The organism is Halovibrio sp. HP20-59 (genome assembly GCF_033052795.2).
Taxonomy (GTDB): Bacteria; Pseudomonadota; Gammaproteobacteria; order Pseudomonadales; family Halomonadaceae; genus Vreelandella.
Genome location: NZ_JAWJUW020000008.1, coordinates 134,312 through 151,480, shown reverse-complemented (window position 1 = coordinate 151,480; position 17,169 = coordinate 134,312). Strand labels below are relative to the sequence as shown.

Here is a 17,169-nt window from a genome sequence, read left to right as displayed (position 1 = left end):
TCCGGTATCAGAAGATAACTGACACCGGAACACGTCACTACGAACTAATTGAAAAAATCCTTAACTGATTGGCATTACCCCTTAGACTAGTGAGTTCTCTACTACACGCTTTGATGGGTGGGGCTCCACTTGCAGTTTTTCCACCACCTGTGGCAACAGCGAATTACTGGATACAATCGAGAAGTGATCCTCAGAAGTTTCAAGAGTGCGACGTGGCGCTTGCCCTAACTGATGTGTTAATGCTTGCCGCTCCTTTTGCGGACGCCCTTCTGACCACCAACAATCCGCTTCACAGAACAACGCTGGCAAGGTACCGGTCTGCAGAGAGAGCCTTTTCAGATGCCGTGCTACACAGAAGATTCGTGCCAGTTCCTCACCACCCAGAGCGGCATAACCTTCACGCCCGTAGGACTTATCCGACGCCAGCAGGCGTTCTAGCATAATGGCCAGTTCCGCTTCACCCGGCTCTTCATGAGGTGTTGCGTTGTTAATATTGGCTATCATCTCGGACGGGATACCTGGCAAGATTACCGACGCATAAGCAGCAAAATCCTCCTGCCAGTTATCAACGCTCTTCTGGCCGCTACCGGGGATATAGGGATCCACCAGCGCCAACAGGCTCACCTCCTGGCCTTGCTTTTCAAGCCGTGCCGCAACCATTGCTGCCAAGGTACCACCTAGAGACCAGCCTAATATCCGGTAAGGCCCCTGAGGCTGCAAGCTACGGATAGTGGTTGCATAGTCATCAGCCATCGCTTCAAACGACGTATCACAATGCTGAGGGTCGGTCAGCATTCGGCAAGGCAGTCCGTAAACCGTGCATACTCCCTGTAGACTCCGTGCCAGCGGCTGGTAGTCGTAAAGGGTGCCCATACCAGCATGAACACAGAACAGCGGTGACTGCCCCTGACTCTCGCCATTGAGCATAACCACACCATCCAGCGAGGCGTCCGAAGATTCGCTCAGCCCCAGCAAGCCAGCAATGGTTGGTTTCTGCATCAGGTCTCGCAGTTTGAAATCAAGCGTACTCTCCTTTAGAGCGCGCACTCGGCTCAACACCTTCAGACTTAGTAGAGAGTCTCCACCCAACTCAAAGAAGTTGTCGGTTTCTCCGACCCGCTCAATGCCCAATACGTCCTGCCAAATCTCGGCGAGCTGGCGGGCTTCCGGTGTAGAGGGAACCACATGCTCGCGGTTTTCATCTAGCTGCGGCTCAGGCAGCGCCGACTGATCCAGTTTGCCATTGACCATACGTGGCAGGGCTGTCAGCACCATCATATGTGCTGGCACCATGTAGTCGGGCAGATGCGCTTCGAAGTGTCGGCGTGCACGGCGCACTAATCGAGTGTCATCCGCCTCATCAGCTACCAGATAAGCAACCAATTGATGTCCATTCGAGACTTCATGGGTAACGATGGCGACGTCACTTACGCCAGGTATCTCGCGGGCACGTGCTTCTATCTCACCCAGTTCAATACGGAAGCCGCGTACCTTCACTTGGTGATCTGCACGGCCCATATACTCCATATTGCTATCTTCCCGCCAGCGCACCAGATCTCCAGTGCGGTAGAGGCGCCCACCCAAGGTGTCGAAGGGATCGGCCACAAAGCGCTCGGCGGTCAAGCCGGTACGTCCAAGATAGCCCCGCGCCAAACCATAACCGCCGATATACAACTCGCCCACAATGCCCTTGGGTACCGGCTGTAGATTGTCGTCCAGCACGTAGAGCGACCGCTCGCCAACGGGGCGACCAATCGGTGCATAGGCACAGTCAAAGGTCTCCTCGGCGGGTGTCTTCCACAGCAGTGGTGTCACCACTGTTTCGGTGGGCCCATAGCCATTAATGAACCAGCGAGGCCGCAACGTGCGGCGCGCCTTGTCATAGGCTGTCTTGGGCATCGCTTCACCACCGAAAACGTATAACTCCACCGGTGGCGTATCATCACGACCTTCTGCCCAGTCAGCGACTTGATTCAAATAGGCCGGCGGGAAGGCCACATTCGCAGCATGATAGTGTTGCAGGGCCGTGTAGGCCTGTTCCGCTGTCCATAGCTCTTCTTCCCGAATTGCTAGGCTCATCCCCGAGCACAGGGCTGTCAGCCAGCGCTCATGGGCACCATCGAAGGAGAATGACATGAAATGTAACTCGCAGGAGTCTGGTTCCATATCATAGAGCTCGCTGATCGCCTGGCAATGCATCGCCAGCGGGCCATGAGCCACCGTGACGCCTTTCGGTGTGCCGGTGGAGCCCGAAGTATAGATCACGTAAGCCAGTGATTCTTCGTGCACTGCCAGGCCGGGGTCAGTATCGTTATAATGGGTTAGATCGAGCGCTTCGCAATCGACATAAGGTATACCGTCCACTTTTGCTAAACGCGGCAGTACATTACGTTGCGTTAGCAGCATGGTCATACCGCTATCTTTAATCATAAAACTCAAGCGCTCGGGTGGGTAGGCCGGGTCGAGAGGTACATAGGCACCGCCCGCCTTGAGCACAGCCAGCAAGGTCACAATGACCTGAGGCGAGCGTTCGAGCGCCACGCCAACCCGCACATCTGGCCCCACACCTTGCTCGCACAGATAATGGGCAAGGCGATTAGCCTGAGCATTCAACTGCGCATGGTTTAAAGCTTGGTCACCCATTCGAAGCGCAATATTATCTGGCCGAGTAACAGCATGCGCGGCGATGCGGCGATGCACTGGCATGCGTGAGAACCCACCGCGGCCACTCTGGCCCAATTCACTTAGTGCATCCCATTGAGTCGACTCAATCCATTCCAACTCACCCACAGGCCGATCCGGCGACTCCGACATCTGACGAATGAGCAGTTCCATAGCATATTTCAGTTCATCAACGAACGGCTCAGGGAAATCCCTTCGGCTATAACAGTACTCAATCTCCAGCTCATCGTCGATCACCACCTGCAGATCCATCGCGTAGCCAGTTATGCCTTCCCCGGCAACCTCACCAAAGCGCAGACCATGCCGCTGCTGATCACGCATTGTTCTATCGACGGGGAAGTTCTCAAATACAATGATACTGTCGAACAAGGCGCGGCCCGATGACCCAGACCAGCGTTGGATATCTGCTAACGCGGCATGTTCATACTCACGAATGCCCAGATTGGTCGCCTGCACACTCTGCAAGTAAGCACTCACACTCTGCTCAGGGCGCGCCGTCAACGCCACAGGGATGGTATTGATGAACAGGCCGACCATCTCCTCAGCGCCTTGCAGGCTTGGTGGGCGACCGGATACCGTCGCGCCAAACACCACCCGTTCCTGATGACAGTAGCGCTGCAATAGCACACCCCAGGCTGCCTGTACCAAAGTATTTAGGGTCACTCGCTGCCGCTGAGCAGCAGCTTTTAGTAGCGCGGTATCTTGCCGTCCTAGATGGGTATAGCGTTTGGCGAAGCCTTGGGCCTCACTCTCTTGACGGCTCGACTCGGCCAACAGTGTCGGCCCCTCCAGCCCCGCCAGTTCCGATGTCCAGAAGGCTTGAGTCGAAGCGGCATCCTGGCGCTGCAACCAGCGAATATAGTCACCGTAGGGTCGCCCAACAGCCGCCAAGGGCTCTTCCGCATAGCTGGCCAGCCACTCGTTGATTAGATGGGCTTCTGACCAGCCATCGGACAAGATATGGTGCCGAGTCCATATCAGTTGATAGCGGTCATCATCGAGTCGAATCAAATGCAACCAGGCTAAGGGTGGTGTCAACCAGTCAATTTGGCGCTTGAGCACTTGCTTAGCATAGGTGGCTAAGGATTCTTCGATCTCACCTTTCCTATCGCGCCAATCCAACTGAATTATTTCTGGCTCCACTTGCGTAAAGACGAGTTGTAGTGGACGCGCCATACCCGCCTGCCATAAGAACCCCGTTCTTAGCGTGGCATGGCGCTCGACCATAGCTTGCCAAGCCCTTACTAGCCTATCGGCATCCAGGCCACTGACGTCTACGTTCAATTGATTGACGTAGAGCCCCGGCTCTTCCGCTTCAAGAGAGTGGAAGAACATCCCCTCTTGCGTGGGCGACAGGGGGTAAACATCTTCGATATTGTCTTGGTCTAATCCTAGGGCTTCGATCTGCTCACTGCTCAGATAATCCGCCAATCCATTTAGCTCGACTTTACGTTTTTGCGCTTCCACCTGCGCACTGGTCGAGTTCAGCGCCAACTGGGCTATGCTCTGATGCTCAAAGACTTGCCGAGGAGTAACTGTCCAACCAGCCCGTTGCAACCGGGAGACGATCTGTAGACTGAGAATCGAATCCCCCCCCAGCTCAAAGAAGTTGTCGTGTCGGCCCACCTGCTCAACGCCAAGTATCTCTGACCAAATTTCCGCTAACGCTTCTTCCACATCGCCCTGAGCCTGCTCGTACTGCAAGCCACTGGCCAAATCCGGCTCGGGCAATGCCTTGCGGTCTACTTTTCCGTTGGCATTCAGCGGCAGTGCCTCAAGCGTGACCACGACGCCCGGCACCATATAATCCGGTAGTTTTTGACCCAGCGCTTCACGTAGTGAGCTGGTATCGAGTTCACTGTCGGCCTGGGGAACCACATAAGCGACTAACCTAGAACCACCGGGGCCTTCTTGGGCGACCACTACTGCTTCGCGAACCTCCGGCTGAGCTAATAGTTCGGCTTCGATCTCACCCAGTTCAATACGCAGGCCGCGGATCTTCACTTGGTGGTCAAGGCGGCCCAGGTACTCGAGCTGACCATCGACACGCCAGCGCACCAAGTCGCCGGTGCGGTAGAGGCGCTCGCCCTGCGCAAAAGGATCGGCGACAAAACGTTCTGAGGTAAGGTCAGGGCGATGGAGGTAACCTCGTGCTAAACCCACGCCACCGAGATAGAGTTCACCAACGACTCCTGTCAGCGCCAAATTAAGATCGCCATCCAGTACGTAGGTACGGATACCTGCGATCGGTTGACCTATGGCTACGTGGTTGCGTCCATCGTCTTGGCAAGACCAGTGAGTAACATCAATGGCCGCTTCGGTGGGGCCATAGAGGTTGTAGAGCCCCGTGCGAGGCAACCGAGCAAATACTTGGTTTTGCAGTTCAGCTGGTAGTGCCTCACCGCTGCATATCAGACGTGTCAGGCTGGTGCAGGTCTCGACCTCGCCATGGGCCAGGAAGGCCTGCAGCATTGAAGGTACGAAATGTAGCGTGGTGATTCCATGGGTACGGATCAATTCGACCAGTTGGGCTGGCTCGCGGTGGGAGTCTGGTGGCGCCATCACTAGCCGGGCGCCCTGTATCAGCGGCCAGAAGAATTCCCATACAGAGACATCGAAGCTAAAAGGCGTCTTCTGTAGCACCGCATCGTCGGCCGTTAAGCCATAGGCCTCCTGCATCCACTGTAGGCGATTAGTCAGCGCATGGTGACGGTTGGCGGCGCCCTTGGGACGCCCGGTAGAACCCGAGGTGTAAATCACATAAGCGAGATGTTCACCGTGCAGTGTAATTTTCGGATTGGCCGAAGCATGATGCGTGACGTCCAACTGATCCAGCTCGATAACACTTAAACCATCGGTCAAAGGCAGAGACTCAACCAGATGTCGCTGAGTGAGTAACAGCTCGATGCCACTGTCTTCGACCATATAGGCTAATCGGTCGCTCGGATAATCCGGATCCAACGGTACGTAAGCACCACCCGCTTTGAGAATACCCAACAGCCCCACTACCATCTCAACTGAGCGCTCAACAGCGATACCCACTCGGGTTTCAGGACGCACTCCCATTCCGATCAGATAGTGAGCCAAGCGGTTGGCACGAGCGTTGAGCTCGGCGTAGCTAAGTGACTGATCTTCGAATACTAGCGCAGTGGCCGTGGATGTTACCGCAGCTTGGCGCTCAATTAGGTGATGGACTGGAGAAGTGCCTAAATACTCTTGCGTATTCTCTCCCCATTCGCTCAACAGCTGCTGTTCGTCTGCTCTGAGCAGGTTGATCTCACTTAATGGTTGTTGAGGCGCCGCTTGCAGATTTCCTACGATCCCTGCAATGGCTGTGCTCAGATAGTCACATAACCGCTGAGCACCGATTAGACGGCTCACCTGCCCTACCAACTGGAAGCCGTTCCCCAGATCGTCCACCGACATCGTGATCGGGTAGTTGGTACGCTCCTGACCACCCAGCACTTCCATACCTTCCCAGGTATGAGCGATGTTTCCCTCTTGCTGAGGTGCGCTGTAACGATAGTTCAGCAAACTGGTAAATAGCGGCGTCCCGCCAGGTAGCCCGCTGCAGCGCTGTGCGAGGCCAAGGCTGGCATGTTCATGGTGCATTAGCTCAGATAGGGCATCGTGGGTTTGGCGCAGGCATTTATCGGCACCTTGAGCTCCCATTTTAATACGTACTGGTAGCGTATTAATAAACATCCCCAGTGCCCGTTCGGCCCCTTCAGCACCCTGCATACGCCCGAACAGCACAGAGCCAAATACCACATCGTCATGCCCAGTCGTTTTGCTGAGCACCAATGCCCAGGCTAGATGGAACAGGCTAGCCGTGCTAACACCATGGCGCTGAGCCTGTTGCCGCACCTGCTGGGCTAACTCCATCGACAAAGGAACGTGTACTTCTTCGATATCGCTGCCATTGCTGCGAATGTCTAGTAGCCTAAAGGGCGCTGTCGGTTCTTTAATATCGCCCAACTGCTCACGGAAGAAAGCCTCGTGATCTTCCAGGCTTACCCCTAGCCGGGCCTGTGCTACAAAGTGGCGGAAGGGCAGTGGTTTGGGCAATTCATCTTCACGGCCTTGCTGGATGAGGGCAATTTCTTCCACTAGTAGCTCGAGGGTGGTGTGATCCATGACCAAGTGGTGGCTAGGTAGCTGTAGCAGCCAGCGTCCCTGCTCAGCATCGTATGCAGCCAGCGCCCGAATCATAGGCGCTTGGCGCGCATCAAGGCTATGGTGCTCAGGATCCACCTGGGTGTATAACCATTCGGCCACACCGCCGGTGGCCACATCTGGAGCGGTCGGCCACTCTATATCCAGCATGGCATGTCGATACACTACCTGCACCGGTTCGCGGAGTCCTTCCCAGTACACCGCAGTACGTAAAATATCGTGACGGGCAATGAGCTTATTAAAACCAGAAATAAATGCTTCCAGCCTCTCCCTGCTATCAAAGCCCAGCAGCCGGGGCGTCACATAGGCATCGCCCTCTTCTTGCAGCCGGTGATGGAAGAGAATCCCCTCCTGTAATGGTGCCAGTGGGTAGATGTCCTGAATATTGCTAGCGCCACCGGGCACAGCGGCTTCGATCTCACGAAGTTCTTCGGCATTGAGCTCGATTAGTGTCAACATCTCAGGTTGGAGAGTCTGGCAATCCTGAGGGATCAGATTGGGCGGGATGGTAACCTCTGCTTGCTCGGGCGCTTGCATTAACGCTTGAGCCAAGGCTGTTAGTTCCGGGTGTTGGAACAGAGTACGTACCTGCGCCGCCAGTCCCCGATGCCGCATTTTCTCAAGCACCTTCAGAGCCAACAACGAATGGCCCCCTAGCTCGAAGAAATTGTCGTGACGACCGACCCGCTCAGCGCCCAAGACTTCTGACCAGATGGCCGCTAACGCTTCTTCCACCTCACCTTGAGGCGGCTCGTACTGCGAGCCACTGGCAAGATCAGTCTCGGGCAGAGCCTTGCGGTCTACTTTGCCGTTGGCATTCAGCGGTAGTGCATCGAGTTCTACCACCGCGCTCGGCACCATATAATCCGGTAACTTTTGCCCTAGTCGCTCACGCAGTACAGCGCTATCAAGTTCACTGTCAGTCCGGGCAACCCCATAGGCCACCAGCCTAGAGCCGGTTGGGCCTTCTTGGGCCACCACCACCGCCTCGCGTACCTCTGGCTGAGAGAGCAGTTCGGCTTCGATCTCGCCCAGCTCGATACGCAGGCCGCGGATCTTCACCTGGTGATCAAGGCGACCCAGGTACTCAAGCTGGCCATCCTCCCGCCAGCGCACCAGATCGCCCGTACGGTAGAGGCGTTCGCCCGCCGTGAACGGATCGGCGATAAATCGCTCCGCCGTCAGATCACTGCGATTGAGATAGCCACGGGCCAGGCTTACCCCGCCCAGGTACAACTCTCCTGCGACACCCTGTGGTACCAGGTTGAGCTCACCATCCAAGACGTAGGTGCGGGTACCACTAATGGGTCGCCCGATGGGGATCTGGCGGTGAGTGTCATCACGACACCACCAGTGCGTGACATGAATGGTGGTTTCGGTGGGGCCATAGAGATCGTGAAGGTTAGCGCCATCGAGGCAATCAGCCACGTCCTGCTGTAACGTGGCTGGCACGGCCTCGCCACCGCACATAATATGCTTGAGCCGCGTCTTGGTCTTAACATCGGGGTAGGCCAGGAAGGCCTTGAGCATTGAGGGCACAAAGTTGAGCGTAGTAACGCCGTGCCGCTGGATCAGCTCGATGATGCGCTCTGGATCTCGATGGTCGCCCGGCTGGGCGATCACCAAACGTGCCCCAACACTTAGCGGCCAGAAAATCTCCCATACCGAGACGTCGAACCCGAATGGCGCCTTATGTAGTACGGCATCAGTATCGGTGAGTTGGTAGGTCTTCTGCATCCAGACCATGCAGTTGGTCAAGGCATCATGGCGGATGGCCGCGCCCTTAGGACGCCCGGTAGAGCCTGAGGTGTAAATCACATAGGCGAGGTGCTCGCCGTGAAGCTCTACCGCTGGATTGGTAGCGTCGTGATGGGCAACATCCAGCAAATCCAACTCAACGACGCTTAGGCCACCAGCTACCAGCAATGACTCGCGCAAGTGGTGCTGAGTCAGCAACAGCTCGATGCCACTATCCTCGGCGATGAAGGCCAGCCGCTCCGCGGGATACTCGGGATCCAGCGGCACATAGGCGCCGCCCGCCTTGAGAATCGCCAGTAACCCCACCACCATCTCGATGGAACGCTCCATGGCAATGCCCACCCGGGTTTCAGGTTTGACACCTAGCCCGATCAGGTAGTGGGCCAGTTGGTTGGCACGGGCATTGAGTTCAGAGTAGCTGAGTGACTGCTTTTCAAATACTAGCGCCGTGGCCTCTGGGGTTGCCTCAGCCTGCCGTTCAATTAGGTGATGGATTGGCTGGGCAGCGGAATGCTGTTGTGTGTTTACGCCCCATTCCTGTAATTTCAGCTGCTCATCATTATCTAACAGTTCGATATCGCTCAACGCGCGCTCCGGCATCTCTGCCAGCGCCTGTAGAATGACCTTATAGTGCTGAGCTAGACGCTCAATGGTGGTTGCATCAAAAAGCTCTTTTGCATAAACGAAGCTTGCCTCCAGGCAACCATCCTCGCGTTCTACCACATTTAGCGTCAGTTCTAACTGTACTCTTCGCTGCTCCAGTGGCCAGGTGCTCAGTTCCAGTCCTGGTAGCGTCTGCAGCGATCCATGATCTTGCCGCTGGTGATTGAACATCACCTGGAACAGCGGCGTGTGGCTCAGGCTACGGTCGGGTTGCAGCGCTTCCACTAATTGCTCGAACGGTAGATCCTGATGTTCTTGTGCCCCTAGTGATTCACGTTTGCTCTGATCCAGCGCCTCGGACAAGCTCAGGCGACCATATAACGTATTGGGCAGTACCTGGGTGTTGACGAAAAGCCCTATCACACCTTGGGTTTCCATCCGATGGCGGTTGGCGATTGGCACGCCGACCCGAATATCTTCCTGCCCTGTATAGCGATACAGCAGCGCTTGGAAGCCTGTCAGTAGCGTCATAAACAGGGTGGCACCCTTAGCTTGTGCCTGCTGACGCAATCCGCTCACCAGCGATGCAGGGAGCATCAGTTGGTGACGCTCAGCATGATAATGTCCATCGTTACGACGCGGGCGATCAGTCGGCAGTTGCAGTACCGGGTGTTCATCTCCCAATGCCTGCTGCCAATAAACCAGCTGCCGCTCTTTCTCACCCGCTTCCATCCATTGACGCTGCCATAGCGCATAATCGGCATATTGAATCGGCAAGGCTGACGGCTGCCAAGCCTTCCCCGTCACCCAGGCGTGGTAGTCAGCTGTAAACTCATCAATGATCAACTGCATCGACCAACCATCAGAGACGATGTGGTGCATCACCACCACTAGCATGTGCTCATCTTCAGCCAAGTGCAGCAACGCCACCCGCAATAGCGGCCCCTGCTCCAGATCGAAGGGAGCACCACATAGCTGCGTAACTTGATTCTCTATCTCCGCTTTTCGCTCATCTTTCGGCATATGAGTTAGGTCAACTTCATGCCATACGAAGTTGCTCTCGGCCTGCACCACCTGCATCACCCCACCCTCGCCATCGTCACGGAACGTCGTGCGCAATGCCTCATGGCGAGCTACTAAATCGGCGAAGCTACCCCACAAGGCTTCAGAATCAAGAGCCCCCTTAAGGAGCAGGGCACCAGTAATATGATAAGCGCTGTTTTGGGGATCCAGGCGCCACAGAAACCACTGGCGAAGTTGGGCATAAGAGGGTGAGCAAGTTTTCTGTTCTGATGCAGGGCGTGAAAGAATTGGGAACTGGCCAATACCCAAACCCTGAGTACGAATTTTGTCGTAAACCACGCGGCGCTGCTCGACAGGCAATCCGGCAAAGCGTTCCGCAATACGATGGGGATCGATATTACTCATTAAACGGTATCCATGCTGTCGATAAAGGAATCAATGTCAGAAAGCGATTGCTCAAAGGAATGCCCACTGTTTATCTTGGTAATGCATTCTGCTAAGTCGCGAAGTAGTGGTTTTTTAAACACCTCTGATATTTTGAACTCAACTTGCATATCAGCTTGAACGTGAGCCGCCATTTGCACAGCAAGTAACGAATCCCCACCACGCTCAAAAAAGTTGTCATGACGCCCTACCCGATCCACACCCAACACCTTGGCCCAGATCGCTACCAGCGCTTCTTCCGCCTCGCCTTGGGGCGGTTCATACTGTGAACCACTAGCCAAGTCAGACTCGGGCAGCGCCTTATGATCTACCTTGCCGTTGGCATTTAGCGGTAGTGCATCGAGCGTTACTATCACTCTCGGCACCATATAATCCGGTAGCTGTTGTCCCAGTCGCTCGCGTAATGCACTCGTGTCGAGTTCAATGTCGGCTTGGGGTACCGCATATGCCACCAGCCTTGAGCCACTGGGGCCGTCTTGGGCCACCACAACTGCCTCGCGAACTTCTGGCTGCGTCAGTAGTCCAGCTTCAATTTCGCCCAATTCGATACGCAACCCACGGATTTTCACCTGGTGATCAAGACGCCCCAGATACTCGAGCTGGCCATCCTCTCGCCAGCGCACCAGATCGCCGGTGCGGTAGAGGCGTTCTCCCTGCGCAAATGGATCGGCGACAAAACGTTCTGCGGTAAGGTCAGGGCGGTGCAGGTAGCCCCGCGCCAAGCCCACACCACCAAGATAGAGTTCGCCCGCGACCCCGGGCGGCGCCAAGTTAAGATCGCCATCCAGCACGTAGGTACGGATACCAGCGATTGGTCGTCCGATAGCTACGTGGTTGCGCCCGTCGTCTTGGCACGTCCAGTGGGTAACATCGATAGCCGCTTCGGTGGGGCCATAGAGGTTGTAGAACACCGCATGAGGCAAACGGGCAAATACCTGATTTTGCAGCTCCGCCGGTAGCACCTCACCGCTGCACACTAAGCGCATCAGGCTGGTACAACCTTCCACATCGCTATGCGCCATGAAGGCTTGGAGCATGGAAGGTACGAAGTGCAGCGTGGTGATTTTGTGGGTGTGGATTAACTCGACCAGTTCGGCTGGTTCTCGATGAGCACCAGGTGGGGCCATCACCAGCCGTGCGCCCTGCATCAGCGGCCAGAAGAATTCCCATACAGAAACATCAAAGCTGAATGGCGTTTTCTGAAGCACCGTGTCGTCGGCCGTCAGTCCATAGGCCTCCTGCATCCACTGCAACCGATTGGTCAGCGCGTGATGGCGATTGGCCGCACCTTTAGGCTTCCCAGTAGAACCTGAGGTATAAATCACATAGGCGAGATGCTCACCGTGCAGCGCCACACCCGGGTTGGTCGATGCATGGTGATCAACGTCTAATTGATCCAGCTCAATGACGTTCAGGCTTTCAACCATCGGAAGCGTATCGCGAAGATGCTGCTGTATCAGCAGCAGCGCAATGTCGCTGTCTTCAGCGATGTATGCCAACCGATCAGTCGGATACTCTGGATCCAGCGGCACATAAGTACCACCCGCTTTGAGAATGCCCAGCAGCCCCACCACCATTTCAATGGAGCGCTCCATAGCAATGCCAACGCGGGTCTCAGGTTGCACTCCCATCCCTATCAGATAATGTGCCAAGCGATTGGCACGGGAGTTAAGTTCGTCGTAGTTGAGTGATTGATCTTCAAAGATTAGCGCCGGGGCCTCTGGGGTTGCCACAGTTTGGCGCTCAATCAGGTGGTGAATCGGCGGAGCATCGGAGTAATACTGAGTATTGACTCCCCATGCCTGCAATTGATGCTGCTCGGTTTTATCAAGCAGCTCGATATCGCTCATCGCTCGCTGCGGCGCCGCTTGCAGATTTTCTACGATGCCTGCAATGGCCGCGCTCAGATAGTCACACAGCCGCTGTGCACCTATCGTTCGGCTAACCTGCCCTACCAACTGGAAGCCGTTACCTAGATCGTCCACCGACATCGTGATCGGGTAGTTGGTGCGCTCTTGGCCCCCCAGCACCTCCATACCTTCCCAGGTATGCGCGATGCTTCCCTCTTGCTGAGGTGCGCTGTAACGATAGTTCAGCAAACTAGTAAAGAGCGGCGTTCCGCCGGGCAATCCGCTGAAGCGCTGCGCTAGTCCAAGGCTGGCATGTTCGTGGTGCAACAGGGCAGATAAAGCCTCGTGGGTTTTTCGCAAGGACTGATTGACACCTTGAGTCCCCATTTTGATACGCACAGGGAGTGTATTGATAAACATCCCCAGCGCCCGCTCAGCACCTTCGATGCCCTGCATACGCCCGAACAGCACGGTGCCGAACACCACATCGTCCCGACCAGTGGTCTTGCTCAGCACTAAGGCCCAGGCTAGATGGAATAGGCTAGCCGTGCTAACACCATAGCGCTGGGCCTGTTGCCGTACCTGCTGGGCCAGCTTCGTCGACAAAGGAACACTTACTTCTTCGATATCGTTGCCATCGCCACGAACGTTTAGTAGCCCGAAGGGTGCGGTCGGTTCTTCAATATCGCCCAACTGCTCGCGGAAAAAGGCTTCATGCTCGTCCAGGCTTACTCCTAGCCGGGCCTGGGCAACGAAATTGCGGAATGGAAGTGGTTGAGGCAGCTCATCTTCGCGGCCTTGCTGGATCAGGGAAATTTCTTCCACCAGTAGTTCGAGGGTAGTGTGGTCCATGACGAGGTGGTGGCTTGGTAGCTGCAGCAGCCAGCGATTTTGCTCGGCATCGAATGCAGCAACTGCCCGAAGCATAGGGGCTCGACGCACATCAATACGATGATGCTCAGAATCCACCTCGGCTTTCAGCTGTTCGGCGGCGCAGCGAGAACCATCTCGCTCTAAGTCTAACCATTCGAGGGCTAATGCAGTACGGCGGTAAACTACCTGTACAGGCTGGCGGAGCCCAGCCCAGAGCACCGCTGTACGTAGAATATCGTGGCGGGCAATCAGCTGGTTAAAACCTGCAATAAAGGCTTCCAGCCGCTTTCGGCTGTCGAAGCCAAGCAGACGCGGGGTGACATAGGCATCGCCCTCTTCCTGCAGCCGGTGGTGGAAGAGAATCCCCTCCTGCAGCGGTGCTAGCGGATAGATATCCTGAATATTACTGGCACCGCCGGGCACTCCCGCTTCGATCTCACGAAGCTCTTCGGCATTGAGCTCGATTAGCGTCATCATCTCGGGCATGAGAGCCTGACAATCGTGAGGAATCAGATTGGGTGGGATGGTGATCTCAGTTTGCTCAGGTGCTTGCATCAGCGCTTGCGAAAAAGCTGTTAGTTCCGGGTGTTGGAACAGCGTACGCACCTGCGCCGTTAGTCCCCGATGCCGCATTTGCTCCAATACCTTTAGAGCCAACAACGAATGGCCCCCCAGCTCAAAGAAGTTGTCGTGGCGGCCCACCCTTTCGACGCCAAGTACCTCTGACCAAATCTCCGCCAGCGCTTCCTCCACTTCGCCTTGAGGCGGCTCGTACTCCGAGCCGCTGACCAAATCCGGTGAGGGCAGCGCCTTGCGGTCTACCTTGCCGTTGGCATTCAGCGGGAGTGCATCGAGTTCTACCATAACGCCCGGCACCATATAGTCCGGTAGCTTTTGGCCCAGCGCTTCACGTAGTGAGCTAGTATCGAGCTCACTATCGGCTTGGGGAACCAAATAAGCGACTAGCCTAGAACCAACGGGGCCTTCTTGTGCCACCACCACCGCCTCGCGAACCTTCGGCTGAGAGAGTAGTTCGGCTTCGATCTCACCTAGTTCGATGCGTAGACCGCGTATTTTCACCTGATGATCAAGGCGGCCCAGATACTTGAGCTGGCCATCCTCCCGCCAGCGCACCAGGTCACCGGTGCGGTAGAGGCGCTCGCCCTGCGCAAATGGATCAGCGACAAAACGTTCTGCAGTAAGGTCGGGGCGGTGTAGGTAGCCCCGAGCCAACCCAATGCCTCCGAGATAGAGCTCCCCCGCGACGCCAGGCGGTGCCAAGTTAAGATCGCCATCCAACACATAGGTACGAATACCAGCAATCGGTTGGCCTATCGCTACCTGGTTGCGCCCATCGTCTTGGCAAGACCAGTGGGTAACATCAATGGCCGCTTCGGTGGGGCCATAGAGGTTGTAGAGTTTCACTTGAGGTAAGCGGGCAAATACCTGATTCTGTAGCTCCGCAGGCAGCGCTTCACCGCTGCATACCAAGCGTGTCAGGCTGGTGCAGGCTTCTACTTCGCCATGGGACAGGAAGGCCTGCAGCATCGAGGGCACGAAGTGCAGCGTGGTGATCTTGTGGGTACGGATCAGCTCGACCAGGTGTGCCGGTTCGCGATGAGCACCTGGTGGCGCCATCACCAACCGCGCGCCTTGCATCAGCGGCCAGAAGAACTCCCACACGGAAACATCGAAACTGAATGGTGTTTTCTGTAGCACCACATCGTCGGTCGTTAGGCCATAGGCGTCTTGCATCCACTGTAGGCGATTGGACAGTGCATGGTGGTGGTTGGCCGCGCCTTTGGGGCGCCCGGTAGAGCCCGAGGTGTAAATGACATAGGCAAGATGCTCGCCATGCAGGGCCACTTCAGGGTTGGTTGACGAATAAGGCGTCACATCCAACTGATCCAGCTCAATAACGTTCAGCCTTTCCGCCACCGGCAAGATGTCGCGCAGGTGCTGCTGGGTAAGAAAAAGCTCAATACCACTGTCCTCGACCATATAGGCCAACCGATCACTTGGATAATCGGGATCTAGCGGTACATATGCCCCACCCGCTTTGAGGATACCCAGCAGCCCCACCACCATCTCGATGGAACGTTCAACAGCAATGCCCACCCGCGTCTCAGGTTTTACGCCTAGACCGATCAGGTAGTGGGCCAACTGGTTGGCGCGGGCATTGAGCTCAGTGTAGTTGAGCGACTGATCTTCGAATACTAGTGCCGTAGCGTCTGGGGTTGCCGCAGCTTGGCGCTCTATCACGTGATGGATGGGCTCGACCGAACTATCGGTTGCTGCGCGGCTTCCCCAGTCGAGCAGCAATGCTTTTTCCGCATTGTCAGGTAGTTCGATAGAGCAGAGTTGTGTTTCTGGCTTCTCTAATAAGACTCCTAGTACTTCCTGGTAATAACCAATCAATCGGTGGATGGTTTTTTCATCGAATAGATCGGAATTGAACTCTAGAGCGCCAACCACTTGCTCCTGCTCGATGAAAATATCCAGAGATAACTCAAACTTTGCACTCGTCTGCGAAATATCGATCAGTTCGACAGACACATCATCTAACTGAAGCTGCTCCTCATCAGACCTAAACTGGAGACCAAACATAACCTGAAACAGCGGCTGTCGAACGGGATCGCACTTTACTTTCCGTTGTTCGAGCAAGACCTCCAATGGCATATCAGCATAATTGAGGGATCCCACTGCATCTTTTTTAACCTGCTGACATACGTCACGCAGCGTCATGGCTGGATTCACTCGTACTCGAAAAGGCAATGTCGTGATGAAAAAGCCAACGACCTCCTGAAACTCCTCTTGCTGGCGAACTGACGAAGGAACGCCAATGGCAAAGTCTTGCTGCCCACAATAGCGGGCCAGGACTACTTGCCAGGCGGCGAAAAGTGGCACAAAAGGAGTAAAGCGCTGTTGTTGGCAAAAGGCTTGCAGGGAACTGGCGAGGCTGCTATCCAACACGAAACGCTTTGTGGCACCCCGAAACTCTTGCTGTTTGGGATAGACATGGTCAGTAGTGATTTCTAACGGTGGGACATCATCCCCCAGATGCTCATTCCAATACTTAAGTTCCTTGTCAATATCGCCCGACGCCACTCTCTTCTGTTGTTGTCGAACGTAATCGCCATATTGCACGGGCAAGCTTGGAAGCTGCGCATCTTCGTTTTGGCCCAACGCCTGACGATAGGCTTCACTCAGATCGGATTCGATGATGCGGTTAGACCAAGCATCTGAAATGATGTGGTGAAGGCAGACAACCAGAACGTGTCGGCGCTCTTCCATCTTTATCAACCGAGCCACTAGCAACGGTGGCTCACCAAGATCGAAGACATGCTGCGCGACTTTCTTGATCGACCGCTCCAGCCTTTCGTCCTGCTCTGGTGCAGCCAACTCAGAGAGATCCTGTCTATGAATAGAAAAAGAGACGCCGGGGAGTACGACCTGCTGCGGTACGCCGTTGCTCTCAAAGAATCGTGTTCTAAATACGCTATGGCGTTGAATCAGCGCTTGAAAAGCACATTCTAAAGCCCTCGCATCCACATTTCCGGTAAGCCGGTAAGCACGCGGCTGGTTGTAGGCGGTAAGATCCGGCGAATAACGATGCAGGAACCAAAGCTGCTGCTGGGAGTATGACAATGGCAATACATCATCTTCACGAACTGCTTCAGACACTCCTTCTTGCCCTTCCCTGCAATTACCAGGTGCTGCCACATCTTGTGGATGAGCCAATTCCTTCATCGCTAAATCC

General features: G+C 55.4%; 2 protein-coding genes. Both read right to left on the bottom strand.

Translation table 11 applies throughout. The features are described from left to right. Nucleotides 1–81 precede the first annotated feature (81 nt). On the bottom strand, nt 82–10,647 hold the full coding sequence (locus RZA33_RS11370; protein WP_317507826.1) for a non-ribosomal peptide synthetase: 10,566 nt from the start codon (nt 10,645–10,647) through the stop codon (nt 82–84). Beyond that, entirely contained in the window at nt 10,647–17,159 is a 6,513-nt protein-coding gene (locus RZA33_RS11365; protein WP_317507825.1) for a non-ribosomal peptide synthetase, read from the bottom strand. The genes RZA33_RS11370 and RZA33_RS11365 overlap by 1 nt, the downstream gene beginning before the upstream one ends. Between the last annotated feature and the right edge of the window lie 10 nt (nt 17,160–17,169).

What these genes read in the sequence shown, in the direction of transcription:
- RZA33_RS11370 (WP_317507826.1), bottom strand. Translation starts at nt 10,647, where the DNA reads ATGAGTAATATCGATCCCCATCGTATTGCGGAACGCTTTGCCGGATTG.
- RZA33_RS11365 (WP_317507825.1), bottom strand. Translation starts at nt 17,159, where the DNA reads ATGAAGGAATTGGCTCATCCACAAGATGTGGCAGCACCTGGTAATTGC.